The following is a 23513-nucleotide window of genomic DNA, read 5'->3' as shown; positions in this document are numbered from 1 at the left end:
TCAGCTTCCTGCCCGGCGTGCGCAATCCGATGATGGTCGGCCTGCGTACCGGCGAGATCCGCGAGCTGATCACCTTTGAAGACGCCACCCAAGCCCCGGAGACCGCCACGCCATGAACACGACCCGTTACCTGATTCCGTTGCTGCTGGCCCTGGCCGGCGGCGCATCCGCCCAGACCAAGCCGGCCACGCCGGCGGTGCCCGCCTCGGCCAAACCGGCGGCCGCCAAGCCCGCGCCGGGCGCCAACCTCGATCAGGGCATCGACAAGATGTTCGCGGCGCTGGACACCGACAACAACAAGCAGCTGAGCTTCGACGAGTTCAAGCGCGGGGTGGTGGCCGAGCGCCGTCAGGCGATGCTGCTGCAGCAGCTGGGCCAGCTGTTCAAGGCCGGCGACAAGAGCGGCAACGGCACGCTGGAGGCGGTGGAGTTCAACGCGCTGCCGGGCGTGAAGGCGGCCAAGGAGCCGAAGCCGAAGTTCGCCGACTTCGACCTGAACAAGGACCAGAAGCTGGACTTCCGCGAGTACGTGCAGTTCGTCGGCCGGATGAGCGCGCCGGCCAAGAAGTAAGCCGGTTCCCGACGGCAGCAAAACAAAACCCCCGCATGAGCGGGGGTTTTGCCGGGTGGATCCGGCCGACGGCGGGTTACTTCTTCTGGCCGTCCTTGAAGCCTTGCTCGTAGCCTTTGGCGAACGCGGTCTCGAAGCGCGAGTCGTAGCTGTCTTCGTGGCGCTCGTAGGCGTTCTTCATGCCGGCCTTGGCGTCGTCTTGGCCGGCGGCGTAGCCTTCCTTGAAGTAGACGCAGGCGGTCTTGTCCAGGTCGGCCGGGCAGGTCGGCGCGGCCTGGGCCGAGACGGCCAGCAGGCTGCCGGCGAAGGCCAGGGCGAGGAGGGTTTTCTTCATGGCGGCACTCCTTGGGGGTGCGGGGAACATGGCATAAGCATAGCAAGTTCCGCCTGAGCCGTGCGCAACGGACTGAATGCGCGCTAAATCCCATCGCCGTCCGCAAATCCCCTAGAATGGCGCCTATGCCTTTGATGAACGAACGTATGAACCAGCTCTCCCATCTCGACCGTCTGGAAGCGGAAAGCCTGCACATCTTCCGCGAAGTGGCGGCCGAGTTCGCCAATCCGGTCATGCTGTATTCGATCGGCAAGGATTCCTCGGTGCTGCTGCACCTGTTGGCCAAGGCCTTTTACCCGGCCAAACCGCCGATTCCGCTGCTGCACGTCGACACCACCTGGAAGTTCCGCGAGATGTACGCTTTCCGCGATACCGTGGCCGAGCGCTACGACGTCGAGCTCAAGGTGCACGTCAACCCCGAGGGCCTGGCCCAGGGCGTCAATCCGTTCACGCACGGCGCCACCGTGCACACCGACGTCATGAAGACCCAAGGCCTTAAGCAGGCGCTGGATGCCGGCAAGTATGACGCCGCCATCGGCGGCGCCCGCCGCGACGAGGAGAAGTCGCGCGCCAAGGAGCGCATCTTCAGCTTCCGCAGCGCCGAGCACCGCTGGGACCCGAAAGCCCAGCGCCCGGAACTGTGGAGCCTGTACAACACCCGCATCCGCGCCGGCGAGAGCGTGCGCGTGTTCCCGCTGTCGAACTGGACCGAGCTCGACATCTGGCTGTACATCTTCCGCGAGAACATCCCGGTGGTGCCGCTGTATTTCGCCAAGCCGCGTCCGGTGGTGGAGCGCGACGGCGGCTTGATCATGGTCGACGACGGGCGCATGCCGCTCCATCCCGGCGAGACGCCGGAAATGCGCACCGTGCGTTTCCGCACCCTGGGCTGCTATCCGCTGACCGGCGCCATCGAGTCCGAGGCCGATTCGCTGGAGGCGATCATCGCCGAGATGCTGACCGCGCGCACCTCCGAGCGCCAGGGCCGGATGATCGACCACGACCAGTCGGCCTCGATGGAAAAGAAGAAGCAGGAGGGCTACTTCTGATGGCCGCCGACATCCGCGACTACCTGCAGCGCCACGAGACCAAATCGCTGCTGCGCTTCATCACCTGCGGCAGCGTCGACGACGGCAAGAGCACCCTGATCGGGCGCCTGCTGCACGACACCAAGGGCCTGTTCGACGACCAGCTGGCCGCGTTGGAGAAGGATTCCGCCAAACACGGCACCCAGGGCGACGCGGTCGATTTCGCGCTCCTGGTGGACGGCCTGGCCGCCGAACGCGAGCAGGGCATCACCATCGACGTGGCCTACCGCTTCTTCGCCACCGACAGGCGCAAGTTCATCGTCGCCGACTGCCCGGGACACGAGCAGTACACCCGCAACATGGCCACCGGCGCCTCCACCGCCGACGTCGCGGTGGTGCTGATCGACGCGCGCAAAGGCGTGTTGACCCAGACCCGCCGGCACAGCTTCATCGTGTCCCTGCTCGGCATCCGGCACGTGCTGCTGGCGGTCAACAAGATGGATCTGGTCGGGTTCGATGAGGGCGTGTTCAACGCCATCGTCGAGGACTATCACGCGCTCGCCGACCAGCTCGGCATCGCCAACGTGCAGGCGGTGCCGCTGTCGGCGCTCGGCGGCGACAACCTGGCGGCGCGCTCGCTGCACACGCCCTGGTACGGCGGCCCGACGGTGCTGGAATACCTCGAAACGGTGGAGACGGCTTCGACAGGCTCAGCCGTCGGAGCGGACACGAAAATGCGTGTTGAGCCTGTCGAAACACGCACCGACATTCCCGGCCGCCTGCCGGTGCAGTGGGTCTGCCGTCCGAACCTGGATTTCCGCGGCTTCGCCGGCACCGTCTGCGCCGGCGCGTTCCGGCCCGGCGACGCCGTGGTCGCGTTGCCGTCCGGCAAGCGTTCGCGCATCGCGCGCATCGTCAGCGCCGACGGCGACCTGCCGCAGGCGGTCAGCGGCCAGGCCATCACCCTCACCCTCGCCGACGAGCTCGACATCAGCCGCGGCGACGTCATCGCCGCCGCCCACAATCCGCCGGAGACCGCCGACCAGTTCGCCGCGCACCTGGTCTGGATGGACGAGGCCGAGCTGATTCCCGGCCGCGGCTATTGGCTGAAGATCGGCACCCGCACGGTCAACGCCACCGTCACCGAGATCAAGCACCGCATCGACATCAACAGCCAGGAGCCGCTGGCGGCCAAGACCCTGCATCTGAACGAGATCGGCGTCTGCAACCTCAAGCTCGACCGGGCCATCGCGTTCGAGCCGTACGCGCTCGACCGCACCCTCGGCGGTTTCATCCTGATCGACCGCCAGAGCAACGCCACGGTCGCCGCCGGCACGCTGGATTTCGCGCTGCGCCGGGCCGGCAACATCCATTGGCAGTCGCTCGACGTCGACCGCGCCGCGCGCGCCGCGCTCAAAGCCCAGACGCCGCGCTGCATCTGGTTCACCGGCCTGTCCGGCTCCGGCAAGTCCACGCTCGCCAACCGCCTGGAGCAGCGCCTGCTGGCCGCGCACCACCACACCTACCTGCTGGACGGCGACAACGTCCGCCACGGCCTGAACAAGGACCTCGGCTTCACCGAGGCCGACCGCGTCGAGAACATCCGGCGCGTGGCGGAAGTGGCGCGGCTGATGGTCGACGCCGGCCTGATCGTGCTGGTCAGCTTCATCTCGCCCTACCGCGCCGAGCGCGCCATGGCGCGTTCGCTGTTCGGCGACGACGGCTTCATCGAAGTGTTCGTCGACACGCCGATCGAACTGTGCGAGCAACGCGATGTGAAAGGGCTGTACGCCAAGGCCCGGCGCGGCGAGTTGCCGAACTTCACCGGCATCTCCTCACCGTACGAGGCGCCGGAAAACCCCGAGTTGCACCTGCGCACCGCCGAGCAGGATATCGACGCCATGGTCGACGCCATCCTGAAGCGGATTGGCTGAGCCATCCCTCCCGGCCTCCCTTCCAACGGAAGGGAGGTGCGGGGCGTTAGGGTGTGTTTCCCCCTTTGGAAAAGGGGGATGCCCGAAGGGCAGGGGGATTCGGCCAGGCCGCCAAAAGCGCTACCCCGGCGCTACGCGCCACCCCTTCGTAAACGAAGGGGATGGGGCACATCAGAGCTTTTGTCCCCTTCGGAACGAAGGGGTGCCCGAAGGGCGGGGTAGTAATCACCGCCCGAAGGGCAGGGGAATCAGCAGCAGCCGTGATCGCCGAACTGCGCGTGGCCTTCATGCGCCGCCACACCTTGGGTCAGGCCCGCTTGGCCGGCGCGGTAATGCGCCGCCACCACATGCGCCACCGCTTCGGTCACGCGCTTGCCGGTGGGGATGTGCAGGAACTCGTTCGGGCCGTGCGCGTTGCTGTGCGGGCCGAGCACGCCGGTGATCATGAACTGCGCGCCGGGGAACTTCTCGCCCAACATGCCCATGAACGGGATGGTGCCGCCTTCGCCCATGTACATGGCCGGCGCGCCGAAGGCCGCCTGCGAGGCGTCCTCGATCGCCGCCTCCAGCCAGGGCGCCAGCGCCGGCGCGTTCCAGCCGGTCGAGGCCTTCTCGATATCGAAGCTGACCTTGGCGTTGTACGGCGGATCGGACTCGAAGGTGTCCTTCAGGAAGCGGGTCGCCGCCTCCGGGTCCAACATCGGCGGGATGCGCAGCGAGACCTTGACCGCGGTGAACGGACGCAGCACGTTGCCGGCGTTGGACAGCGGCGGCATGCCGTCGATGCCGGTGACCGACAGCGCCGGACGCCAGGTGCGGTTCAGGATCAGCTCGCCCAGGTCCTCGGCCATCGGACGCATGCCGGGCAGGAACGGGAACTTGTCGAACACGTCCTCGCCCAGCACCTCGGCGGCGCGGCGGGCCTGATCGACGCGCTGCTCCGGGATGTCCACATGCAGCTCGTCGCGGTGGATGCGGCCGGAATCGACGTCTTCGATGCGGTTCAGCAGCTGGCGCAGCACGCGGAAGCTGGACGGCACGATGCCCGAGGCGTCGCCGGAGTGCACGCCTTCGGTCAGCACGTCGACCCGCAGGTTGCCGCCGGCCAGGCCGCGCAGGGAGGTGGTGCACCACAGCTGGTCGTAGTTGGCGCAGCCCGAATCCAGGCAGACCACCAGGCTCGGCTTGCCGATGCGCGCGGCCAGATGGTCGACGTAATGCGGCAGGTCGTAGCTGCCGGATTCCTCGCAGGCCTCGATCAGTATCACGGTGCGCGCGTGCGGGATGCCCTGCGCCTTCAGCGCGGCGATGGCGGTCAGCGAACCGAACAGGGCGTAGCCGTCGTCGGCGCCGCCGCGGCCGTACAGCTTGTCGCCTTTGATCACCGGCTTCCACGGGCCCAGGTCGGCGTCCCAGCCGGTCATTTCCGGCTGCTTGTCGAGGTGGCCGTACATCAGCACGCAGTCCTCGCCCTGGCCGTCGATCTCGACGAAGATCAGCGGCGTGCGGTTTTCCAGACGCACGATCTCGACCGTCATACCCGGGATGTCCTGGGCCTTGGCCCAATCGGCCAGCAGTCGCGTGGCCTGTTCCATGTAGCCGTTGGCCTGCCACTCCGCGTCGAACATCGGCGACTTGTTCGGAATCTTGATGTACTCCACCAGCTGGCCGACGATGTCGTCGTCCCAGCGTTGCTGGATGAAGGCGGAGAGGGCGGTGCTGTCCATGGGTCGGGCCTTGTGTTGCGAAAAAAACATTCTACCCCATTGCCCGTAACCGACCGTGAACCACATTCGGAATTTTCCGACAGGCCGTTGCGGCATCGTCCGCTGATGTCGGACGGGGCGTACGGGCGACACTGGCCTCACCTGGCGCTGACGCCAGTCCACCCCCAGCCCATTTCGGAGAACGCCATGAAAGCCATCGCCCTGACCCTGAAGACCCTGATCCTCGCCCTGTGTTTGGCCGGCGCCAGCCAGGCCGCGCCGACCGCCGGCACCGTCAACATCAACACCGCCGACGCCGCCACCCTCGACCGTCTGCTCGACGGCGTCGGTCCCAGCAAGGCGCAAGCCATCATCACCTACCGCAAGGCCAACGGCCCGTTCCGCAGCGCCGCCGATCTCGCCAAGGTCAAGGGCATCGGCGAGGCCACGGTCAAGCGCAACGCCGCCCGCATCAGCGTCGGCGCCCGTCCGGCCACGCCGGCCGCCGCCAAGAAAGTCCCGGCGCGCTGATCCTTGGCGGTTCGATGCCGCCTTGACGCCCGGCTCCGGCCGGGCGTCCGTTTTTGCGCCCGAGGCCGAGCTGTGACACACTGCGCGCATGAGCTTCCGCCATTTCCCGCATGCCGCCTACACCGTGATGCCCTGGAAGAACGGCGGCGGCAGCACACAGGAGATCTGCCGCTTCCCCGAGGGCGCGGCGGATTGGTCGTGGCGCGTTTCGGTGGCCGATATCGAACAGGCCGGACCGTTCTCCGAATTTCCCGGCTGCGAGCGCTCGTTGACCTTGCTCAGCGGCGAGGGCCTGCGCCTGACGCCGCCGTTTCCGGAAAAGCCGGTCGAACTGCGGCCACCCTACGGCAGCTTCCGTTTCCCGGGCGAGTGGCCGATGTCGGCCGAGCCGCTCGGCGGCCCCAGCCGGGACTTCAACGTCATCTGGAAACGCGATGCGGTCGCGGTCGCGGTCGAGCGCCGGGCCATGCACGGCAGCCTGTTCTTCCTGGCCGAGCCGGGCGTGAGTTGGTTCGTGTACGTGCTCGGCGGCGAGATCCGCGTCAAGGACGATCCCGGCACGCCGCACGTGGTCGCCGGCGACGGCCTGCTGCTGCAGCCGGTGCCCGGCTTCTGGCGCCTGATCTTGGAAGGTTTCGGCGAGGCGCTGTGGATCAAGATCACCGACCTGCATGCCGCCGCCGCCGAAAGTCCCGAGCTGCTGCCGGATCCGGCCGAAGGCCGCATCGGCGGCTGAGCCGCTCAGCGGTCGTCGCGGGTGTAGATCACGCCGTCTTCGACGCGCACCGGGAATTTCGGCACCGGCGCGTAAGCCGGGGCGCACAGCGCCTGACCGGTACGCACGTCGAAACGGGCGCCGTGCAGCACGCATTCGATCTCGGCGCCCTGCAGCGGCGCGGCGCTGAGCTCGAAATCCTGATGCGTGCATTTGTCTTCCAGCGCGTACAGCTCGCCGTCGACGTTGCAGACCAGGATCGCGGTGTCGCCGTCGAAGCACACCGCATGTTCGCCGGGCAGCAGTTCATCGGTGCGGCAGACCGCCTGCCAGCCGTCCAGGGGCGCGCTCATCGGGCGTCCTCCAGCGGTTTTTCCAACACCTCGAAGCGCAGGTCGTCGCGCAGCGGCTGGCCGAAGCGGGCATCGCCGTACGGGAACGGCTTTTTCACGCCGGTGCGGTGGTAGCCGCGGCGCTCGTAGAAAGCGATCAGTTCGTCGCGGATGTCGATCACGGTCATCTCCATGCGGGTGCAGCCCCAGTCTTCGCGCGCCAGGCGTTCGGCCTCGGCCATCAGCCGTTTGCCGATGCCGCCGCCCTGGCGGGCCGGGTCGACCGAGAACATGCCGAAGTAGCAGGCCGGGCCGGTGCGCTCCAGATGGCAGCAGGCCAGCAGCCGGCCGTCGCCGTCCAGCGCGAGCCGGATCAGGCTCTCGGGCCGGGCGATGTCGGCGCGCACGCCCTCGGCGTCGGTGCGTTGGCCGGTCAGGAAGTCGGCTTCGGTGGTCCAGCCGGCGCGGCTGGATTCGCCGCGGTAGGCCGATTCGACCAGGGCCACGATGGCCTCGGCGTCGCGTTCGACGGCGTTGCGGAACTGCAGCTGCATTGCCGCCCTCAGCCCAGCATGCGCCGGACCTTGGCGATGGCGGCAATCAGCGCATCGACTTCGGCCTCGGTGTTGTAGAACGCGAAGGACGCGCGGCAGGTCGCCGGCACGCCGTAGAACTGCATCAGCGGATGCGCGCAGTGGTGGCCGGAACGCACCGCCACGCCTTCCAGATCGAGCAGGGTGGCCAAATCGTGGCCGTGCGCGCCCTCGATCAGGAACGAGATCACCGCCGCCTTGTGCCGGGCCTGCCCGATGATGCGCAGGCCGTCGACCGCGCGCAGGCGTTCGGTGGCGTAGGCCAGCAACGTCTGTTCGCGCTCGGCGATATGCGCCATGCCGATGGCGGACAGGTACTCGACCGCGGCGCCCAGGCCGACGAAGCCGGCGATGTTGGGCGTGCCGGCCTCGAACTTGTGCGGCGGGTCGTTGAAGGTGGTCTTGTCGAAGCGCACCTCGCGGATCATCTCGCCGCCGCCGAAGAACGGGGGCATCGCCTGCAGGTGTTCGCGCCGCGCCCAGAGCGCGCCGGTGCCGGTCGGGCCGCAGATCTTGTGGCCGGTGAAGGCGTAGAAGTCGCAGCCCAGCGACGGGATGTCGACCGGCATGTGCGGCACCGCCTGCGAGCCGTCGACCACGGTGGCGATGCCGGCCTTGCGCGCCAGCGCGCAAATCTCGGCCACCGGATTGACCGTCCCGAGCACGTTGGAGACGTGGGTCAGCGCCAGGATCTTCACCGGGCCGGCCAGCTGCGCCTTCAGCGCCGGCAGGTCGATTTCGCCGTCCGGCGTGATCTCGACCGGCACCACGGTGGCGCCGCAGCGTTCGGCCACCAGCTGCCAGGGCACCAGGTTGGCGTGGTGCTCCATGCGCGTGGCCAGGATGACGTCGCCCGGCTGCAGCCGCGGCAGCGCGAACGAATAGGCGACCAGGTTGATGGCCTGGGTGGTGCCCGAGGTCAGCACCAGGTCGTTCGGATGCACGTTGACGAAACGCGCGATGGCGCGGCGCGCGCCCTCGTAGGCCTCGGTCGCCTCGCTGCCGAGCTGGTGCACCGCGCGCGAGACGTTGGCGTTGTGGTTGCGGTAGAAGTCATCGACGGCGTCGATCACCGCCTGCGGCTTCTGCGCGGTGTTGGCGCTGTCCAGATACACCAGCGGCTTGTCGTGCACCGTTCGGCCCAGGATCGGGAAATCGGCGCGGATGGCGCTCCAGTCGGCGGCGGACATCAGGCCTCCTCGGCGCGCAGACGCGCCGGCAGATACGGCCGCACGTTCTCGCGCAGGTCCGCGTCGAGCACCGCCAGGGCCTCGGCGTAGAACGCGCGGGTCAGCATCGCCACCGCCTCGCGTTCCGGCACGCCGCGCGAACGCAGATAGAACAGGGCGGCGGCGTCCAACTGGCCGACGGTGGCGCCGTGCGCGGCCTTGACTTCGTCGGCATATATTTCCAGCGCCGGCTGGGTGTTGACCTGCGCCTGCGGTCCGAGCAGTAAATTCTTGTTGGACAGCGCGGCGTCGCTGCCGTCGGCGCCGGCGTCGATGGTGATGCCGCCGTAGAAGCTGACCCGCGCCTTGCCGTCGGCCAGACCGCGCCAGGGCAGTTCGCACGCGGTATCCGGCGCCTGATGGCGGATTTCCAGCCGGGTATCGAGATTGCCGTTGCCTTCGCCCCACAGCACGCCGCCGGCGCGCGCCCGTGCGCCGCGGCCTTGCAGGGCGATGTTCAGTTCATGGCGCAGGTAGTGGCCGCCGGCATCGACATCCAGCCGGATGTATTCGGCGTCGCCGGCGACCACCGCGTCGCAGCGCTGGATGCCGGTGTGCGCCGGACCGAGGTCCTGCAGGCGGACGTGTGCCAAGCGGCTGCCGGGCTTCAGATGCACGTGCCAGAGCTGGTTATCCAACGCCTGGCCGGCGCCGAGATGGTGTTCGATGACCTGCAGCCGGCTGTTGTCGCGGCATTCGATTTTGTGCCGCAGCGTTTGCGCGCCGCGCGCGTCAGGGGTCTGCAGCAGCACCAGATGCAGCGGCGTGTCGAATACCGCGTCGGCCGGCGCTTCGATCAGCAGGCCGTCCTCGGCCAGGGCGGTATTCAGCGCCGCGAACGGCGCGTCGATGTCCGGGAACGTGCGGCCGAGCACGGCCACGGCGCGCTCGTCCTCGCCCTGCAGCGCCTCGGCCAGGCTGCGCACCTGCAGGCCGGGCAGGGCGCTGACGTCGCTGTGCTGCGCGCTGTAGCGGCCGTTGACCAGCACCAGGCGCGGTGCCGGCGGCAAGGCCGCAGCCTCGATGCCGGCCGCGGCGGTTTCGGCGCCGAAGTGTTTCGCCGCCAGCGGCCGCAGCGGCGCATGGCGCCAGCGCTCCAGCCGGTTGTGCGGCAAACCCACGCGCACGGCCTGCGCCAGCGCGGCCTCGCGCCATTCGCGCACGCGCGGCCAGCGGCTGTCGGCCACCTCGGCGGCGAGCGCGGCCAGACTGTCGAGCAGTGCCGCCATCAGCGGGCACCCGCGCGCACGGCGGCGTAGCCTTCGCGCTCCAGCTGCAGCGCCAGCTCCGGGCCGCCGCTGGCCACGATGCGGCCTTCGCTCATCACGTGCACCACGTCCGGCTTGATGTAATCGAGCAGGCGCTGGTAGTGGGTGATCACCAGGAACGAACGCTCCGGGCTGCGCATGTGGTTGACGCCGTCGGCGACCGCTTTCAGCGCGTCGATGTCCAGACCGGAGTCGGTCTCATCGAGGATGGCCAGCTTCGGTTCCAGCAGGGCCAGCTGGAAGATCTCGTTGCGCTTCTTCTCGCCGCCGGAGAATCCGCTGTTGACCGCGCGGTGCAGCAGCTCGTCCTTCAGGTGCAGCACCGACAGCTTCTGGCGCACCAGCTTGAGGAACGCCATCGAGTCCAGCTCCGGCTCGCCGCGCGCCTTGCGCTGGGCGTTCAGCGCCGTGCGCAGGAAGTAGGTGTTGTTCACGCCGGGGATCTCGACCGGGTACTGGAAGGCCAAAAACAGGCCGAGCGCGGCGCGCTCCTCCGGCGCCAGCTCGGCGATGTCGGTGCCCTCGAAGCGGACGCTGCCGCCGGTGATCTCGTAGCCCTCGCGGCCGGACAGCACATAGCCGAGCGTGGACTTGCCGGCGCCGTTCGGGCCCATGATGGCGTGCACCTGGCCGGGCTGCAGGGTCAGGCTGAAGCCTTTCAGGATTTCCTTGCCGCCGACGGTGGCGTGCAGGTCGATGATTTCTAACATGGCGTTCTCTTCGAAAAAATGGGGTTAACCGACCGCGCCTTCCAGGCTCACTTCCAGCAGCTTCTTGGCTTCCACCGCGAACTCCATCGGCAGTTCCTTGAATACCTGCTTGCAGAAGCCGTCGACGATCATCGACACCGCGTCCTCGGCGCCGATGCCGCGCGAGCGGCAGTAGAACAGCTGGTCGTCGGAGATCTTGGAGGTGGTGGCCTCGTGCTCCAGCACCGCGCTCGGGTTGCGCACTTCGATGTACGGAAAGGTGTGCGCGCCGCAGCGCTTGCCGATCAGCAGCGAGTCGCATTGGGTGTAGTTGCGCGCGCCCTCGGCGCCGGCTTCCACCCGCACCAGGCCGCGGTAGGTGTTCTGGCCGCGGCCGGCGCTTATGCCCTTGCTGATGATCTTGGACTTGCTGCCGCGGCCGACGTGGATCATCTTGGTGCCGGTGTCGGCCTGCTGCCGGTGGTGGGTCAGCGCGACCGAGTAGAACTCGCCGACCGAATCCTCGCCCAGCAGCACGCAGCTCGGGTATTTCCAGGTGATCGCCGAGCCGGTCTCGACCTGGGTCCAGCTGATCTTGCTGCCGGCGCCGCGGCACTCGCCGCGCTTGGTGACGAAATTGTAGATGCCGCCGACGCCGTTCTCGTCGCCGGGGTACCAGTTCTGCACCGTGCTGTACTTGATCTCGGCGCGCTCCAGGCAGACCAGCTCGACCACCGCCGCGTGCAGCTGGTTCTCGTCGCGCATCGGCGCGGTGCAGCCTTCCAGGTACGACACGTAGGCGTCGTCCTCGCACACGATCAGGGTGCGCTCGAACTGGCCGGTGTCGCGGGCGTTGATGCGGAAATAGGTGCTCAGCTCCATCGGGCTGCGCACGCCTTTCGGGATGTACACGAAGCTGCCGTCGGAGAACACTGCCGAGTTCAGCGCCGCGAAGTAGTTGTCGCCGGTCGGCACCACGCTGCCCAGGTACTTGCGCACCAGTTCCGGATGCTCCTTCACCGCCTCCGACAGCGAGCAGAAGATGATGCCCTTCTCGGCCAGTTCCTTCTGGTAGGTGGTACCGACCGAGACCGAGTCGAATACCGCATCGACCGCCACGCCGGCCAGGCGCGCGCGTTCGTGCAGCGGCACGCCGAGCTTCTCGTAGGTGTCCAGCAGCTCCTGCGGCACCTCGTCGAGCGAGGCGTATTTGGCCTTGGGCGCGGCGTAGTAGCTGACCGCCTGGAAGTCGATCGGGGCGATGTCCAGCTTGGCCCATTCCGGCGGGGTCATGGTCAGCCAGTGCCGGTAGGCGGCCAAGCGCCATTCGGTCAGCCACTCGGGCTCGCCCTTCTTGGCCGAGATGAAGCGCACCACGTCCTCGTTCAGTCCGGGCGGCAGGGTGTCGGATTCGATGTCGGTGACGAAGCCGGCGTCGTAGCGGCGCTCGAGTTGGCGTTCGATTTCGGTGCGTTCGGTGGCCATGGTCATGCCTTTGCCAGTGACAGCGGGATGGATTTGCGGCCGCTTTGGCCGAGTTCGGCGACAGAGACCGCGCGCAGCGCGTCGGCGATCACGTCGTTGATGCGTTGCCAGTGGCCCTGGATGCCGCAGGTGGCTTCCAGTTCGCACTGGCCGTGGTCGCCCGAGCATTCGGTCATGCCCAGCCGGCCTTCCATGGCTTCCACCACGGCGTACAGCGAGATCTGCCGGGCCGGCTTGGCCAGGCGGTAGCCGCCTTGGCTGCCGCGGAAAGCCTCGACCAGGCCGGCGCGCGCCAGCGGCTTGAGCACCTTGCTGACCGTCGGCGCTTCCAGTCCGGCCAGTTCGGCCAGCTCGCTGGCGCTGTGCACGCGTGCGGGCGCCTTGGCCAGGCAGGCCAGCACGACGGTGGCGTAATCGGTGAGTTTGGTGACGCGCAACATGGCGTTTCGGGCGTCCGAGTCCGGATTCAGGACCAAAATTGTACGGTATCGGCCGCCGCCGCGCAATCCGCGCTTGGCAAGGTGCGCCCCAGCGTTCACAATACCTGCACATCCAAGGACGTTTATGACCCAGAAAATCCAAGTGCGCCGCTCGAAGATCCACGGTAGCGGCGTATTCGCCAAGCGGGCGATCAAGAAAGGCGAGTTCATCATCGAATACAAGGGGCTGCTGCGCACCCATGCCGAAGTCGATGCCGCCTACGACGGCGAGGACGAGACCGGGCATACCTTCCTGTTCACCTTGAACGAGGATTACGTGCTCGACGCCAACATCGGCGGCAACGACGCGCGCTGGATCAACCACAGCTGCGATCCGAACTGCGAATCCTCGCACATCGAGGATCCGGGCGGCGATCCGACCAAGGACCGCATCGTGATCGAAGCGGCGCGCGACATCAAGGCCGGCGAGGAGCTCAGCTACAACTACGGCATCCGCCTGGCCGAACGCCATACGCCGAAACTCAAGAAGCTCTGGGCCTGCCTGTGCGGCAACCGGAACTGCACCGGCACCATGCTGCAGCCCAAGCGCGGCTGAACGGATGCGCGGGCGTTAAGCGTCCGTTGGGGATGGCTATGTAGGATGGAAATTGCGCGATCCCCGCGCGATAGGAGTCCGCCATGAAACGTCTCACCCTCAGTACCTTGGCCATCGCCACCGCGTTGTTCGCCGCGCAGGCGTCGGCCGGTGACCGTTACGACCGCTATGACGACCGTTACGACCGCCAGGCGCGTTACGACGACCGTTACGATTCACGCCACGACGGCCGTTACGACCGCGGCAACGCCTACGGCCGTTGGGATACCGCGCGCGTGGTGCGCGTCGAGCGCATCGGCGGCTACGGCCGCGACTACGGCCCGCAGTGCCGCACCCGCTACGGCGGCCGCGATGACGGCAGCGACGGCGCGGTGCTCGGCGCCATCGTCGGCGGCGCGCTCGGCCACCAGACCGGCAAGGGCGACGGCCGCATCGCCGCGACCGTGGCCGGCGCCACCATCGGCGGCCTGATCGGCCACAGCATCGACAGGAACGACCGCGGCGACCGCGACCGCCAGTATGTCGAGTGCCGCAGCGACCGCGATTACGACCGCCGCCGCGACGCCGACTTCCGCGTGACTTACCGCTACGACGGACGCCTGTACACCACCGTCATGCCGTATCATCCCGGCCGCACCATCCGGGTGCGCGTGGACGCCTATCCGCGCGGCGATTACCGCTACGGTTACCGTTACTGATCTTCGGCCGCGTCACGGATCCCGCCCGCGCGGCGGGATCCGATCGCGAGCATGTCGCCCAGCTGCCGTTCGATCTCCGCCGGGCGCCGGCCCATGGCATTGCTGGGTGAGAACGTCACCTCGCCCAGATAGGCCGTACCATCGGCTCCGATGAAGAAATCCACCCGCGCGAATTCGAAGGGCGCGGCGATGGCCGACGCGGCGGCAAGCAAGCTGTCCGGGTCGGCCGGCATCCGCGGCGCCGCGATCCGGTCGACACCGTCCATCTGCACCGCCATGGGCCGCAGGCGCGCATCCAGCCAGGTCACCTGCAGCGGCTGCGCGTTCTTGTCGAACAGCTCGACCAGTCCGATTCGGCCGTTCAGCACATGGATGTTCCAGCATACCGGCGGCGCGCCGTCGCAGACGTCGCGTTCGAGCAGGATCCGGCGCGGAAACGCCGCATACCACCACTCGCCGTCGGTCAGGCCGTAATCGCGCGCCAGCCAATCCCGGCACAAGGCCTGCAGTTCGGCGCGTTCGGCTTCCGCCAGCGGGTAGCGGATCTTGCGGAACATGCCGCTGCCGTGGTTGCTTTTCAGGTAATACACGCCCGGCGCGATGCGGTCGTTGGCCGGCAACGCCGGCGCGTGCGAGTGCCAGACTACGGTCGGACGACGGATACGGTCGCGCCAGGCCTCCGGGATGAAACGCGCGGTGGCCAGCTTGTCGCCGGCTTCCGGCACTTTCAGTTCGCCGAAGAATTTGAACCACAGGATTTTTTCGTTGTAGTCCCGGGGTTCGGCCAGATCCGGAAACGCGCCGAGTTTGGCGCGATAGGCCTGCAAGGCGTTGGCCAATGCCGCCAACAGCCCCCGGCCGGTGTAGAAGTCGATGCCGCGCCTGAAGCCCGGGCGCGGCAAGCGGCGGAAGGGCGAATCCGGCTGCGCCATGATGCCCGCCAGTTGCGCGGCCGCCTGCGCGAAGGCCTGCTCCTGTGCCGCGGTCAGTGCTGGCGCGGCCATCGCGTCACGTCCGCCAATCGAGTTCGCCGCGGATCACCGTACGGCAGTCGCCGCCGACCCAAACCTCGCCGGCGTCGTCGATTTCCAGGCTGAGCACGGCATCGCGTCCGATTTCCCGGCCTTGGCTGACGGTATAGCGCCGGCCCAGCCCTTGCAGTTGGCCGGTTTCGTGCAGGAACGCGGCGATGGCGGCATTGGCCGCGCCCGAGGCCGGGTCTTCGGCGATGCCGACCCCAAGCGGAAACGCGCGCACCACCAATCCGCTCTGCGGCGGTTCGCGCCGCGCGAAAACGCACAGTCCGAGGCTGCCGGTTTCCCGCGCCAGTGCGGCGATGGCGTAGCTGTCGGGCACGAAGCCGCGCACCGCGGCTTCATCGCGCAATTCGGCCAGCCACCAGCGCCGGCCGCCTTCCACCAAAGCCGGTTTCAGCTCGGTCCACTGCGCCGCCGGCAGCACCGGCTTGAACAGGGCATCGCCGGCTTCGGCGAAGCGCACCAGCTTCGAGCTCGGCACGCGCACGCTGTAGGCGTTGCCGGCACGCTCCGGGCGCAACCGGAGCGGCAGCAGGCCGGCGTGGCATTCCTGCATCAGCACGCCGTCGCGCTTGGGGCGCAGGCCGGCGTCGATCAGCGCGTGCGCGGTACCGAGGCTGGGATGTCCGGCGAAGGCGATTTCCGTCCGGGTGGTGAAGATGCGCACCCGGTAGTCGGCCTCGGCTTGCGTGGCCGGCAGCACGAAAGTGGTTTCGGCCAGGTTGAGCCAGTGCGCGATGGCCTGCATCTGCGTATCGTCCAGTCCGCCGGCATCGAGCACCACCGCCAGCGGATTGCCGGTGCCGGTGCGTGGTGCGAACACGTCGACGTGGATGATGCGGGGCATGCGGCCTCCTGGCTGCGGGGTGGTTCCGTGCCTCGGATTATAGCGCGGCGCTCAGCGTGACCGGAGCGTATCAATGACCTGCGACAGCGGCATGTCCTTGGCGCGCAGCAGCACCAGCAGGTGATACAGCAGATCGGCCGATTCGTTGCGCAGCGCCGTGTCGTCTTCCGCCAGCGCGGCGATCACCGTCTCCACCGCTTCTTCGCCGACCTTCTGCGCCACCTTCGGCAGGCCCTTGTCGAGCAGACGGCGGGTGTAGCTCTCGGCCGAATCGGCGGCCAGCCGCGCCTCAATGCGGCGTTCGAGCACGGCCAGGAAATCCGCCGGCGCGTCGGCAAAGCAGCTGGCGCGCTGCAGATGGCAGGTCGGGCCGTGCGGGCGCGCCTGCACCAGCAGGCTGTCGCGGTCGCAGTCGGTTTCCAGGCGCACCAGCGCCAACACGTGCCCGGATTGCTCGCCTTTCATCCACAGCCGCTGCTTGCTACGGCTGAAGAAGGTGACCTTGCCGTTGTCCAGCGTGGCGCGCAGCGCGGCGCGGTCCATGTAGCCCAGCATCAGCACCTGCCGGCTGTCGGCGTCCTGCACGATGGCCGGCAGCAGGCCGCCCTGTTTGTCCCAATCCAACTGGTCGATCTGTTCGGGTGTCATAGGCGTACCGGGATTCCGTGTCGGGCCAATTCCGCTTTCAGTTCGGCAATGGCGATGAGGTTCTTGTGGAAGACGCTGGCGGCCAAGGCGCCGTCGACGTCGGTGTTCTCGAACACCTCGGTGAAATGCCGCATGCTTCCGGCGCCGCCTGAGGCGATCAGCGGCACCGGGCAGGCCGCGCGCGCCGCCGCCAGCTGTTCCAGGTCGTAGCCGTCGCGGGTGCCGTCGGCGCCCATGCAGTTCAGCACGATTTCGCCGGCGCCGCGGGCCACCGCTTCCTGCAGCCAATCCAGCGTCGCGCGTCCGGCTTGCCGCATCGTATCCGGGTCGCCGGTGTGGCTGCGCACGCGCCAGACGCCGTCGGCGTCGCGGATCGAATCGATGCCGACCACCACGCATTGGCTGCCGAAGCGCGCCGCCAAGGCGTCGATCAGGTCCGGATTCTCCAGCGCCGGGGTGTTCACCGAAATCTTGTCGGCGCCGGCCGCCAGCACCTCGGCGGCCTGCGCCACCGAGCGGATGCCGCCGGCGACGCAGAACGGGATGTCGATGCGCCGCGCCACGCGTGCCACCCAATCCGGCGCCACGCCGCGGCCCTGCGGGCTGGCGGTGATGTCGTAGAACACCAGTTCGTCGATGCCCTGCGCGCCGTAGCGTTGCGCCAGCTCCAGGATGTCGCCGACGTCTTCATGACCCCGGAAGCGCACGCCCTTCACCACGCGGCCATCGGCCACGTCCAGGCAGGCGATCAGCCGTTTCTTCAGCATGCCATCGCCTCCTGCAGGGTGAAGCGGCCTTCCAGCAGGGCGCGGCCGAGGATGGCGCCGGGCACGCCGAGCGCCTTCACCGCGCGGATGTCGTCCAGACCCGCGACGCCGCCCGAGGCCTGCACCTGCAACGTCGGCCAGCGCGCGCGCAGATGCGCGTACAGCTCGAGGTTGTAGCCGCCGAGCAGGCCGTCGCGCGCGATGTCGGTGCACAACACATGGCACAGGCCGGCATCCCGGTATTCGGCCAGGATGTCGTCCAAGCCCTCGGCCGAGAGTTCGGTCCAGCCGTGGCTGGCGCAGCGCCAGCGGCCTTCGGCATCGCGCTTGACATCGAACGCCAGGGTCACGCGCTCGGGACCGAATTCGGCCAGCCAGCCGCGCACCGCGGGTTTGTCGGTCAAGGCCAGAGTGCCGATCACCGCGCGGTCGACGCCGGCCGCGAACATCGCCGTCAGCTGTTCATGCGTGCGCACGCCACCGCCGGCCTGCAGCTTCAGTGCACTGCTGCGTTTGATCCCGGCCACTAACGCGGCCAGGCTGAAACCGCCCAAGCGCGCCGCGTCCAAATCGACCAGATGCAGCCATTCGGCACCGGCCTGCGCGTAGGCCAACGCCTGCGCCACGGGTTCGGCGGCGTAGGTGGTCTGGCGCGCGTAATCGCCTTGCTGCAGGCGCACCACGCGGCCGTCGCGGATGTCGATGGCGGGAATTATGACCGTGCTCATGCGGCCAGTTCCAAGAAGTTAGCGAGCAGCCGCGCGCCCTGCGGGCCGGAGCGCTCGGGGTGGAACTGCACGCCGTGGATGCGGCCGGCGCCGACGGCGGCGCTGAACGGGAGGCCGTGTTCGGTCACCGCCCGCGTGTACTCGCCGCAGGGCGCGGCATAGGAGTGCACGAAGTAGAAATCGCAGCCGTCCAAGCCCTCCAGCAACGGGTTGCTACCGATGCTACGGATGCTGTTCCAGCCCATGTGCGGCACCCGGATGCCGGGCGCTTCCGGCAGACGGGTGACGCGGCCGGGAATCAGGCCGAGGCAGGCCACATCCGATTCCTCGGAATGCTCGAATAACACTTGCATGCCCAGGCAGATGCCGAGCAGGGGCTGCGTGCTGTCGGCGATCAGCTTATCCAGATTCTGCTCGCCGATGGCGCGCATGGCCGCACCGGCCGAACCGACGCCGGGCAGCACCAGGTGCGTGGCGGCGCGGATGCGTTCGGGATCGCGGCTGGGCGTGCAGCGCGCGCCCAGGCGTTCGAAGGCGGCGATCAGCGAGGCATAGTTGCTGCCGCCGGAGTCGAGCAGGACGACGTCTTTCATCACGGCATCTTTGATTACGGCATCCGCCATCACAGCAGGCCCTTGGTGCTGGGCAGGCCGCTGCCGGTGCGCGCGAACGCCTGCCGGAAGGTGCGCGCCACGGCCTTGAAGCAGGCTTCGATCATGTGGTGGGTGTTGTCGCCCTCGACCTTCAGGTGCAGGGTGAAGCCGGCGCTTTCGGCCAGCGACTGGAAGAAATGCGGCACCAGTTCGGTCGGCAGCGTGCCGACCGCCTCGCGCGGGAAGCGGCCGTCGAATTTCAGCAGGCCGCGGTTGCTGATATCGAGCAGCGCCTCGGCGCGGGACTCGTCCATCGGCAGCGCGAAGCCGTAGCGTTCGATGCCGACCTTGTCGCCGAGCGCGCGTTTCAGGGCCTGGCCGAGCGCGATGGCGCAGTCCTCGACGGTGTGGTGCTCGTCGATGTGGATGTCGCCGGCGCAGTCCAGCTGCAGCGAAAAGCCGCCGTGCTTGGCCAGCTGCTCCAGCATGTGGTCGAAGAAGCCGATGCCGGTGGCGATGCGCACCGGCGCCTCGGCGTCGAGATTGAGTGCGACCGCGATGCGGGTTTCCCTGGTGTCGCGGCGCAGCTGGGCGGTGCGCGGCGCGGCCAGCAGCTGCGCCACGATGTCCGGCCAGGACAAGCCGTCGCCGAGCTTGAAGCCGCGGCAGCCCAGGTTGGCGGCCAACTGCAGGTCGGTGTCGCGGTCGCCGATCACCGCCGACTGCTCCCACAGCACGCCCGGATCCTTCAGGTACGGCACCAGCATCCCGATGCCCGGTTTGCGCGTGGGCAGGTGCTCGTGCGGGAAGCTGCGGTCGATCAGGATGTCGTCGAACGCGATGCCCTGCGAAGACAAAATCTGCAGCAGCAGGTCCTGCGGCGGATGGAAATCGGCCTCCGGGAACGAGTCGGTGCCGAGCCCGTCCTGATTGGACACCATCACGAACCGGTAGCCGGCGTCCTTCAGACGCAGCAGGGCCGGGATCACGCCGTCGACCAACGCGAATTTGGCCAGCGAATCGATCTGCTGGTCCGGCGGTTCGATGATCAGGGTGCCGTCGCGGTCGAGGAACAGGATTTTACGCATAGCGGGTGTTTCCGTAGTCGGTCAGGGCCGCGCGCAGGGCGGCGTTGTCGGCCGGGGTGCCGATGCTGATGCGCAGGCAGTCGGCGATGGCCGGATAGTGCGCCATGCCGCGCACCACGATGCCGCGTTCGATCAGGAACGCGTTCACCGCTTCGGCGTCGGTAAAGCGCACCAGCAGGAAGTTGGCGTTCGAATCGAACACCGTGCGCACCATCGGCAGGCCGCGCAGGAAGCCGGTCAGGGCCGCGCGTTCGCCCAGGCATTGCGCCACCTGCGCCTGCGTGCGCGCCAGCGCCTCGGGCTTGAATGCCTGCAGGGCCGTGCGCGCGCTCGGCGCGCTGATCGGGTAGGGCGCCTGGCAGGCCTTCAGCACCGCGATCAGCTCGGGTGCGGCCATTACCGCGCCGATGCGGGCGCCGGCCAGCGCATGCGCCTTCGACAGCGTCTTGAGCACGGCCAGATTGGCGAAGCGCGGCAACAAGGCCGTTGCCGACGGTTGTGTGCTGTATTCGCCGTAGGCCTCGTCGACCACCACCAGACAGCGCTCCTGCAGCGCCGCAAGCAGGCGCTCCAGGTCGGCGCTCGGCAGATCCTGTCCGGTCGGGTTGGCCGGCGAACACAGGAACAGCAGGTGCACGTCCTGCGCCAGCACGGCGTCGATCAGGGCCGGGATGTCGCGCGTGAAGCGCCCGCCGTCCTCGATCAACGGCACATCGACCGTTTCGCAGGCATGCAGACGGGCGCAGACGGCGTACATGCCGAAGGTCGGCGACTGCAGGCCGACCCGGTCGCGGCCGGGCGTGCACACCGCGCGCACCAGCAGGTCGATGGCTTCGTCGCTGCCGCGGCTGACCAGCAGCTGGGTCTGTTCGACGCCGTAGTACCGGCACAGCGCGTCCTTCAGGGCCTGCGGCTGCGGTTCGGGATAGCGGTGCAGATCCTGGTCGTCGAACGGCTGCGGCAGCGCCGCTTCGTTGGCGTTCAGCATCACCGCGGCGGCACCGTTCTGCTTGCGCGCCGACAGATAGCCGGCGAAGGCGCGCAGGTCCGGCCGGATCAGTCCGCGCGCGCTCATGCCGCGTCCAGCCGCAGGCGCACCGCCTGCGCGTGCGCGTCCAGCCGCTCGCAGCGCGCCAGGGTTTCGGCGCACGGGCCGATGGCGCGCAGACCGGCGCGGCTGACCCGCTGCGTGCTGATCTGCAGCTGGAAGCTGGCCACGCTGACGCCGCTGTAGGCGCGCGCGGCGCCGTTGGTCGGCAGCGTGTGGTTGGTGCCGGAGCAGTAATCGCCCAGGCTTTCGCTGGCCCAGGGGCCGAGGAACACCGAGCCGGCCGCCTGCACCTGCGGCAGCAGCGCTTCGGCTTTGCGGACGGCCAGGATCAGGTGTTCCGGCGCGTAGCGGTTCGACAGCGCCAGCGCCTCGGCGATCGAGGCGGTGCGGATGAAGCGCGCGTGGCGCAGGGATTTGCGCAGGATGGCGGCGCGCGGCAGGCGCGCGGTCTGGCGCCGCACGGCGACGATGATGTCGGCCAGCTTGCCGGCGTCGTCGCTCAGGCACAGCACCTGCGAATCCGGACCGTGCTCGGCCTGCGCCAGCAGGTCGGCGGCGGCGAACTCCGCGTCGGTGTCGCGGTCGGCGATTACCAGCACTTCCGAGGGACCGGCCGGCATGTCGATGGCTGGGCCGCCGGGCAGACCCTGCACGTATTGCTTGGCGGTCGCCACATAGCGGTTGCCCGGTCCGAACAGTTTGTCGCAGCGCGGGATGCTGGCGGTGCCGAACGCCATCGCGGTGATGGCCTGTGCGCCGCCGGTCTTGAACACTTGGGTGATGCCGCACAGGCGCGCGGCCACCAGGATCACCGGGTCGATGCCGCCGTCGGCCTGCGCCGGCGAGCACAGCACGATGTCGCCGCAGCCGGCCAGCTTGGCCGGCACGCCCAGCATCAGCACGGTGGACGGCAGCGGCGCGCTGCCGGCCGGCACGTACAGGCCGACGCGTTGGATCGGGCGGATGATGCGGCCGCAGTCGACGCCCGGCGCGGTGGCGACCGAGAAGCCTTTCGCCATGCCGGCCTTGTGCCAGCGCCGGATGCGGCCGATGGCGTCCTTCAGCGCGCGCTTGATGTCCGGCGCTACGGCCTTCTCGGCCGCACGGAATTCGGCTTCACTCACCGCCAGCGCGGCCGGCGTCGCGCCGTCGAAGCGTTTGGCGTAGGCCAGCAAGGCGGCGTCGCCGTCCTTGCGCACGCGCCGGACGATGCGCTCGACCTCGGCCAGCAGCTTGGCGTCGCGCAGCAGTTTCGGGCGTTCGAGCGCGGCGGCCTGCCGCACCGGGTCCAGCGTGTTCCAGTCGAGGATGTTCATGCCAGCAGTTTCTCCACCGGCAGCACCATCAGACCGCGGGCGCCGGCCGATTTCATCGCTTCCAGCCGCTGCCAGGTCACCGCGCTGGTGCACAGCGCCTGCACGTTCAGGGCTTCGTCGTCGCCCCAGACCGGGCTGATCACCGGCGCCACCGCATCCGGCAGCAGTCGCAGCACGGCGTCGAGTTCGCGCTTGCCGGTCTGGCACAGGATCAGCTTGCTGGCCTGTACTTTCATTACGCCGTCGATGCGCGCCAGGAAATCGGCCAACAGCGCGTCGCGGCCGTCGCCGAACGGGGTGTTCTGGCAGGCCAGCACGGCCTCGCTTTGCAGCAGGATTTCGGTTTCCTTCAGGCCGTTGGCCACCAGGGTCGCGCCGGAGGACACCAGATCGCAGATGGCGTCGGCCTTGCCAAGCTTGATCGCGATCTCCACCGAGCCTTTCAGCGCCACGATTTCGGCGCCGATGCCTTGCTGCTGCAGATATTCGCCGAGCAGCTCCGGATAACTGGTGGCGATGCGACGGCCGTCCAAATCGGACGGACCGCGCCAATCCAGGCCATTGGGCACCGCCAGGGACAGCCGGCAGCCCCCGAACGCCAGCGGCATCAGCTCCTGCAGGCCGGCATGCGCGGTGCCGCGCAGCTCCAGCGCTTTCTCCTGCAGCACGTTGCGGCCGACGATGCCGAGGTCGCAGACGTTTTCGGCGATCAATTGCGGGATGTCGTCGTCGCGCACCAGCACCAGATCGACGGCGCAGCCGTCGCCGTAGCAGAACAGCTGGTCCTTGTCGCTGCTGCGGAACTGGAAGCCGGCCTGCTTCAGCAGGTTACGCGCCGGATCGCTCAGGCGTCCGGATTTCTGCATCGCCACGCGCAGGCGGTCAGCCGGGCGGCTCATGCCGCGGCTCCTTTGCGGCCGGGTTTCAGGGCGAACTGGTAGCCGCCGGTGCCGAGCTCCAGACAACGCGCGACGCGGCCGATGGTGGTGACGCTGACGCCGGTGTCGTCGTGGATCTGGCGGTAGGGCACGCCGCGGGTCAGCGGTTCCACCACCTGCCAGCGGTCGGCTAGGGCTTCGAGCTCGGCCGGGGTGCACAAATCGATCAGGAAGGCATACACCTGCTCGGCGTTCTTCAGGCCCGCAAAAGCCTGGGCGAGGGCTTCCACGCCGGCTTTCAGGGGTTTTTTCGGATTGGAGGGCTTTTTCATGGTGATAGTGTAATAGCGCGTTAATACATAATCAACCCCTGGGCATGAGCGCGGCGTGAATGCGTGCTCGGACGCTCGGG

At 68.3% G+C, this 23513-nt stretch carries 27 protein-coding genes; 7 read left to right on the top strand and 20 right to left on the bottom strand.

Annotated features, from left to right (window positions below; all coding sequences use genetic code 11):
• The first annotated feature begins 112 nt into the window (after positions 1-112).
• The gene (locus tag IEV56_RS02610) at positions 113-571 is read left to right on the top strand and encodes an EF-hand domain-containing protein (RefSeq protein WP_188447429.1); all 459 of its coding nucleotides are present in this window, start codon (positions 113-115) and stop codon (positions 569-571) included.
• 76 nt (positions 572-647) lie between these two features.
• Here IEV56_RS02610 and IEV56_RS02605 read toward each other — a convergent pair whose 3' ends face one another.
• On the bottom strand, positions 648-905 hold the full coding sequence (locus tag IEV56_RS02605; RefSeq protein ID WP_188447427.1) for a hypothetical protein: 258 nt from the start codon (positions 903-905) through the stop codon (positions 648-650).
• Between the two features lie 146 nt (positions 906-1051).
• On the opposite strand from IEV56_RS02605, the gene cysD reads away from it, so the two are divergent.
• Together cysD and cysN are read left to right on the top strand one after the other, a co-directional pair.
• Positions 1052-1954 (top strand): sulfate adenylyltransferase subunit CysD, encoded by a 903-nt coding sequence (cysD, locus tag IEV56_RS02600; RefSeq protein WP_188447425.1) that lies wholly within the window; start codon positions 1052-1054, stop codon positions 1952-1954.
• The gene (gene cysN, locus IEV56_RS02595) at positions 1954-3867 is read left to right on the top strand and encodes a sulfate adenylyltransferase subunit CysN (protein ID WP_188447423.1); all 1914 of its coding nucleotides are present in this window, start codon (positions 1954-1956) and stop codon (positions 3865-3867) included. The genes cysD and cysN overlap by 1 nt, the downstream gene beginning before the upstream one ends.
• 248 nt (positions 3868-4115) lie before the next feature.
• On the opposite strand, the gene IEV56_RS02590 is transcribed toward cysN, so the two are convergent.
• Positions 4116-5594 carry a M20 family metallopeptidase gene (locus tag IEV56_RS02590; protein ID WP_188447421.1) on the bottom strand — a complete coding sequence of 493 codons (1479 nt, stop codon included), beginning with the start codon at positions 5592-5594 and terminating at the stop codon, positions 4116-4118.
• A gap of 186 nt (positions 5595-5780) precedes the next feature.
• On the opposite strand from IEV56_RS02590, the gene IEV56_RS02585 reads away from it, so the two are divergent.
• Positions 5781-6104: a ComEA family DNA-binding protein gene (locus IEV56_RS02585; RefSeq protein WP_188447419.1), complete on the top strand. Its 324-nt coding sequence runs from the start codon at positions 5781-5783 to the stop codon at positions 6102-6104.
• Between the two features lie 88 nt (positions 6105-6192).
• A complete protein-coding gene (locus tag IEV56_RS02580) occupies positions 6193-6840 on the top strand; it encodes a HutD/Ves family protein (protein WP_188447417.1) in 648 nt (215 codons plus the stop codon).
• Positions 6841-6845: 5 nt separating this feature from the next.
• Here IEV56_RS02580 and IEV56_RS02575 read toward each other — a convergent pair whose 3' ends face one another.
• The 7 genes from IEV56_RS02575 to IEV56_RS02545 are packed head-to-tail and all read right to left on the bottom strand — an operon-like array spanning position 6846 to position 12855.
• The gene (locus tag IEV56_RS02575; RefSeq protein WP_188447415.1) at positions 6846-7172 is read right to left on the bottom strand and encodes a non-heme iron oxygenase ferredoxin subunit; all 327 of its coding nucleotides are present in this window, start codon (positions 7170-7172) and stop codon (positions 6846-6848) included.
• Entirely contained in the window at positions 7169-7705 is a 537-nt protein-coding gene (locus IEV56_RS02570; protein ID WP_188447413.1) for a GNAT family N-acetyltransferase, read from the bottom strand. The genes IEV56_RS02575 and IEV56_RS02570 overlap by 4 nt, the downstream gene beginning before the upstream one ends.
• A gap of 8 nt (positions 7706-7713) precedes the next feature.
• The gene (locus tag IEV56_RS02565) at positions 7714-8934 is read right to left on the bottom strand and encodes a cysteine desulfurase (protein ID WP_188447411.1); all 1221 of its coding nucleotides are present in this window, start codon (positions 8932-8934) and stop codon (positions 7714-7716) included.
• Positions 8934-10202, bottom strand: a complete 1269-nt coding sequence (sufD, locus tag IEV56_RS02560) for a Fe-S cluster assembly protein SufD (RefSeq protein ID WP_188447409.1) — start codon at positions 10200-10202, stop codon at positions 8934-8936. Before sufD ends, IEV56_RS02565 begins: the two co-directional genes overlap by 1 nt.
• On the bottom strand, positions 10202-10951 hold the full coding sequence (gene sufC, locus IEV56_RS02555; protein WP_188447406.1) for a Fe-S cluster assembly ATPase SufC: 750 nt from the start codon (positions 10949-10951) through the stop codon (positions 10202-10204). The genes sufD and sufC overlap by 1 nt, the downstream gene beginning before the upstream one ends.
• Positions 10952-10975: 24 nt before the next feature.
• A complete protein-coding gene (gene sufB, locus IEV56_RS02550) occupies positions 10976-12415 on the bottom strand; it encodes a Fe-S cluster assembly protein SufB (RefSeq protein WP_188447405.1) in 1440 nt (479 codons plus the stop codon).
• Positions 12416-12417: 2 nt separating this feature from the next.
• Positions 12418-12855 carry an SUF system Fe-S cluster assembly regulator gene (locus IEV56_RS02545; protein WP_188447403.1) on the bottom strand — a complete coding sequence of 146 codons (438 nt, stop codon included), beginning with the start codon at positions 12853-12855 and terminating at the stop codon, positions 12418-12420.
• A gap of 124 nt (positions 12856-12979) precedes the next feature.
• Here IEV56_RS02545 and IEV56_RS02540 point away from each other — a divergent pair, with 124 nt between their 5' ends.
• Together IEV56_RS02540 and IEV56_RS02535 are read left to right on the top strand one after the other, a co-directional pair.
• Positions 12980-13450 (top strand): SET domain-containing protein, encoded by a 471-nt coding sequence (locus IEV56_RS02540; RefSeq protein ID WP_188447401.1) that lies wholly within the window; start codon positions 12980-12982, stop codon positions 13448-13450.
• 83 nt (positions 13451-13533) lie between these two features.
• On the top strand, positions 13534-14148 hold the full coding sequence (locus IEV56_RS02535) for a glycine zipper 2TM domain-containing protein (RefSeq protein ID WP_188447399.1): 615 nt from the start codon (positions 13534-13536) through the stop codon (positions 14146-14148).
• Here IEV56_RS02535 and IEV56_RS02530 read toward each other — a convergent pair.
• From IEV56_RS02530 to IEV56_RS02480, 11 genes are read right to left on the bottom strand one after another with little or no spacing between them, the layout of a single operon-like run.
• Positions 14142-15152 carry an ATP-grasp domain-containing protein gene (locus IEV56_RS02530; protein ID WP_188447397.1) on the bottom strand — a complete coding sequence of 337 codons (1011 nt, stop codon included), beginning with the start codon at positions 15150-15152 and terminating at the stop codon, positions 14142-14144. The genes IEV56_RS02535 and IEV56_RS02530 overlap by 7 nt on opposite strands.
• Before the next feature lie 4 nt (positions 15153-15156).
• Positions 15157-16032 (bottom strand): PhzF family phenazine biosynthesis protein, encoded by an 876-nt coding sequence (locus tag IEV56_RS02525; protein WP_188447395.1) that lies wholly within the window; start codon positions 16030-16032, stop codon positions 15157-15159.
• Between the two features lie 51 nt (positions 16033-16083).
• Positions 16084-16680, bottom strand: a complete 597-nt coding sequence (hisIE, locus tag IEV56_RS02520) for a bifunctional phosphoribosyl-AMP cyclohydrolase/phosphoribosyl-ATP diphosphatase HisIE (RefSeq protein ID WP_188447393.1) — start codon at positions 16678-16680, stop codon at positions 16084-16086.
• Positions 16677-17447, bottom strand: a complete 771-nt coding sequence (hisF, locus tag IEV56_RS02515) for an imidazole glycerol phosphate synthase subunit HisF (protein WP_188447391.1) — start codon at positions 17445-17447, stop codon at positions 16677-16679. The genes hisIE and hisF overlap by 4 nt, the downstream gene beginning before the upstream one ends.
• The gene (locus IEV56_RS02510) at positions 17441-18175 is read right to left on the bottom strand and encodes a 1-(5-phosphoribosyl)-5-[(5-phosphoribosylamino)methylideneamino]imidazole-4-carboxamide isomerase (RefSeq protein WP_188447389.1); all 735 of its coding nucleotides are present in this window, start codon (positions 18173-18175) and stop codon (positions 17441-17443) included. The genes hisF and IEV56_RS02510 overlap by 7 nt, the downstream gene beginning before the upstream one ends.
• Positions 18172-18768, bottom strand: coding sequence for an imidazole glycerol phosphate synthase subunit HisH (hisH, locus tag IEV56_RS02505; protein WP_188447387.1), 597 nt, complete (start codon positions 18766-18768; stop codon positions 18172-18174). Before hisH ends, IEV56_RS02510 begins: the two co-directional genes overlap by 4 nt.
• A gap of 29 nt (positions 18769-18797) precedes the next feature.
• Positions 18798-19856 carry a bifunctional histidinol-phosphatase/imidazoleglycerol-phosphate dehydratase HisB gene (hisB, locus tag IEV56_RS02500; protein WP_188447385.1) on the bottom strand — a complete coding sequence of 353 codons (1059 nt, stop codon included), beginning with the start codon at positions 19854-19856 and terminating at the stop codon, positions 18798-18800.
• Positions 19849-20931, bottom strand: a complete 1083-nt coding sequence (gene hisC / locus IEV56_RS02495) for a histidinol-phosphate transaminase (protein ID WP_188447383.1) — start codon at positions 20929-20931, stop codon at positions 19849-19851. Before hisC ends, hisB begins: the two co-directional genes overlap by 8 nt.
• Positions 20928-22223: a histidinol dehydrogenase gene (gene hisD, locus IEV56_RS02490; protein WP_188447381.1), complete on the bottom strand. Its 1296-nt coding sequence runs from the start codon at positions 22221-22223 to the stop codon at positions 20928-20930. Before hisD ends, hisC begins: the two co-directional genes overlap by 4 nt.
• Entirely contained in the window at positions 22220-23122 is a 903-nt protein-coding gene (gene hisG / locus IEV56_RS02485; protein ID WP_188447379.1) for an ATP phosphoribosyltransferase, read from the bottom strand. The genes hisD and hisG overlap by 4 nt, the downstream gene beginning before the upstream one ends.
• Complete coding sequence (locus tag IEV56_RS02480; RefSeq protein WP_188447377.1) at positions 23119-23433, bottom strand: YerC/YecD family TrpR-related protein; 315 nt, start codon at positions 23431-23433, stop codon at positions 23119-23121. The genes hisG and IEV56_RS02480 overlap by 4 nt, the downstream gene beginning before the upstream one ends.
• Positions 23434-23513: the final 80 nt, after the last annotated feature.

This window comes from Arenimonas maotaiensis (genome assembly GCF_014638745.1).
Classification (GTDB): domain Bacteria; phylum Pseudomonadota; class Gammaproteobacteria; order Xanthomonadales; family Xanthomonadaceae; genus Arenimonas; species Arenimonas maotaiensis.
This window is presented reverse-complemented; position numbering and strand designations above follow the sequence as displayed.

What these genes read in the sequence shown, in the direction of transcription:
- IEV56_RS02610 (WP_188447429.1), top strand. Translation starts at nt 113, where the DNA reads ATGAACACGACCCGTTACCTGATTCCGTTGCTGCTGGCCCTGGCCGGC.
- IEV56_RS02605 (WP_188447427.1), bottom strand. Translation starts at nt 905, where the DNA reads ATGAAGAAAACCCTCCTCGCCCTGGCCTTCGCCGGCAGCCTGCTGGCC.
- cysD (WP_188447425.1), top strand. Translation starts at nt 1,052, where the DNA reads ATGAACCAGCTCTCCCATCTCGACCGTCTGGAAGCGGAAAGCCTGCAC.
- cysN (WP_188447423.1), top strand. Translation starts at nt 1,954, where the DNA reads ATGGCCGCCGACATCCGCGACTACCTGCAGCGCCACGAGACCAAATCG.
- IEV56_RS02590 (WP_188447421.1), bottom strand. Translation starts at nt 5,594, where the DNA reads ATGGACAGCACCGCCCTCTCCGCCTTCATCCAGCAACGCTGGGACGAC.
- IEV56_RS02585 (WP_188447419.1), top strand. Translation starts at nt 5,781, where the DNA reads ATGAAAGCCATCGCCCTGACCCTGAAGACCCTGATCCTCGCCCTGTGT.
- IEV56_RS02580 (WP_188447417.1), top strand. Translation starts at nt 6,193, where the DNA reads ATGAGCTTCCGCCATTTCCCGCATGCCGCCTACACCGTGATGCCCTGG.
- IEV56_RS02575 (WP_188447415.1), bottom strand. Translation starts at nt 7,172, where the DNA reads ATGAGCGCGCCCCTGGACGGCTGGCAGGCGGTCTGCCGCACCGATGAA.
- IEV56_RS02570 (WP_188447413.1), bottom strand. Translation starts at nt 7,705, where the DNA reads ATGCAGCTGCAGTTCCGCAACGCCGTCGAACGCGACGCCGAGGCCATC.
- IEV56_RS02565 (WP_188447411.1), bottom strand. Translation starts at nt 8,934, where the DNA reads ATGTCCGCCGCCGACTGGAGCGCCATCCGCGCCGATTTCCCGATCCTG.
- sufD (WP_188447409.1), bottom strand. Translation starts at nt 10,202, where the DNA reads ATGGCGGCACTGCTCGACAGTCTGGCCGCGCTCGCCGCCGAGGTGGCC.
- sufC (WP_188447406.1), bottom strand. Translation starts at nt 10,951, where the DNA reads ATGTTAGAAATCATCGACCTGCACGCCACCGTCGGCGGCAAGGAAATC.
- sufB (WP_188447405.1), bottom strand. Translation starts at nt 12,415, where the DNA reads ATGGCCACCGAACGCACCGAAATCGAACGCCAACTCGAGCGCCGCTAC.
- IEV56_RS02545 (WP_188447403.1), bottom strand. Translation starts at nt 12,855, where the DNA reads ATGTTGCGCGTCACCAAACTCACCGATTACGCCACCGTCGTGCTGGCC.
- IEV56_RS02540 (WP_188447401.1), top strand. Translation starts at nt 12,980, where the DNA reads ATGACCCAGAAAATCCAAGTGCGCCGCTCGAAGATCCACGGTAGCGGC.
- IEV56_RS02535 (WP_188447399.1), top strand. Translation starts at nt 13,534, where the DNA reads ATGAAACGTCTCACCCTCAGTACCTTGGCCATCGCCACCGCGTTGTTC.
- IEV56_RS02530 (WP_188447397.1), bottom strand. Translation starts at nt 15,152, where the DNA reads ATGGCCGCGCCAGCACTGACCGCGGCACAGGAGCAGGCCTTCGCGCAG.
- IEV56_RS02525 (WP_188447395.1), bottom strand. Translation starts at nt 16,032, where the DNA reads ATGCCCCGCATCATCCACGTCGACGTGTTCGCACCACGCACCGGCACC.
- hisIE (WP_188447393.1), bottom strand. Translation starts at nt 16,680, where the DNA reads ATGACACCCGAACAGATCGACCAGTTGGATTGGGACAAACAGGGCGGC.
- hisF (WP_188447391.1), bottom strand. Translation starts at nt 17,447, where the DNA reads ATGCTGAAGAAACGGCTGATCGCCTGCCTGGACGTGGCCGATGGCCGC.
- IEV56_RS02510 (WP_188447389.1), bottom strand. Translation starts at nt 18,175, where the DNA reads ATGAGCACGGTCATAATTCCCGCCATCGACATCCGCGACGGCCGCGTG.
- hisH (WP_188447387.1), bottom strand. Translation starts at nt 18,768, where the DNA reads ATGAAAGACGTCGTCCTGCTCGACTCCGGCGGCAGCAACTATGCCTCG.
- hisB (WP_188447385.1), bottom strand. Translation starts at nt 19,856, where the DNA reads ATGCGTAAAATCCTGTTCCTCGACCGCGACGGCACCCTGATCATCGAA.
- hisC (WP_188447383.1), bottom strand. Translation starts at nt 20,931, where the DNA reads ATGAGCGCGCGCGGACTGATCCGGCCGGACCTGCGCGCCTTCGCCGGC.
- hisD (WP_188447381.1), bottom strand. Translation starts at nt 22,223, where the DNA reads ATGAACATCCTCGACTGGAACACGCTGGACCCGGTGCGGCAGGCCGCC.
- hisG (WP_188447379.1), bottom strand. Translation starts at nt 23,122, where the DNA reads ATGAGCCGCCCGGCTGACCGCCTGCGCGTGGCGATGCAGAAATCCGGA.
- IEV56_RS02480 (WP_188447377.1), bottom strand. Translation starts at nt 23,433, where the DNA reads ATGAAAAAGCCCTCCAATCCGAAAAAACCCCTGAAAGCCGGCGTGGAA.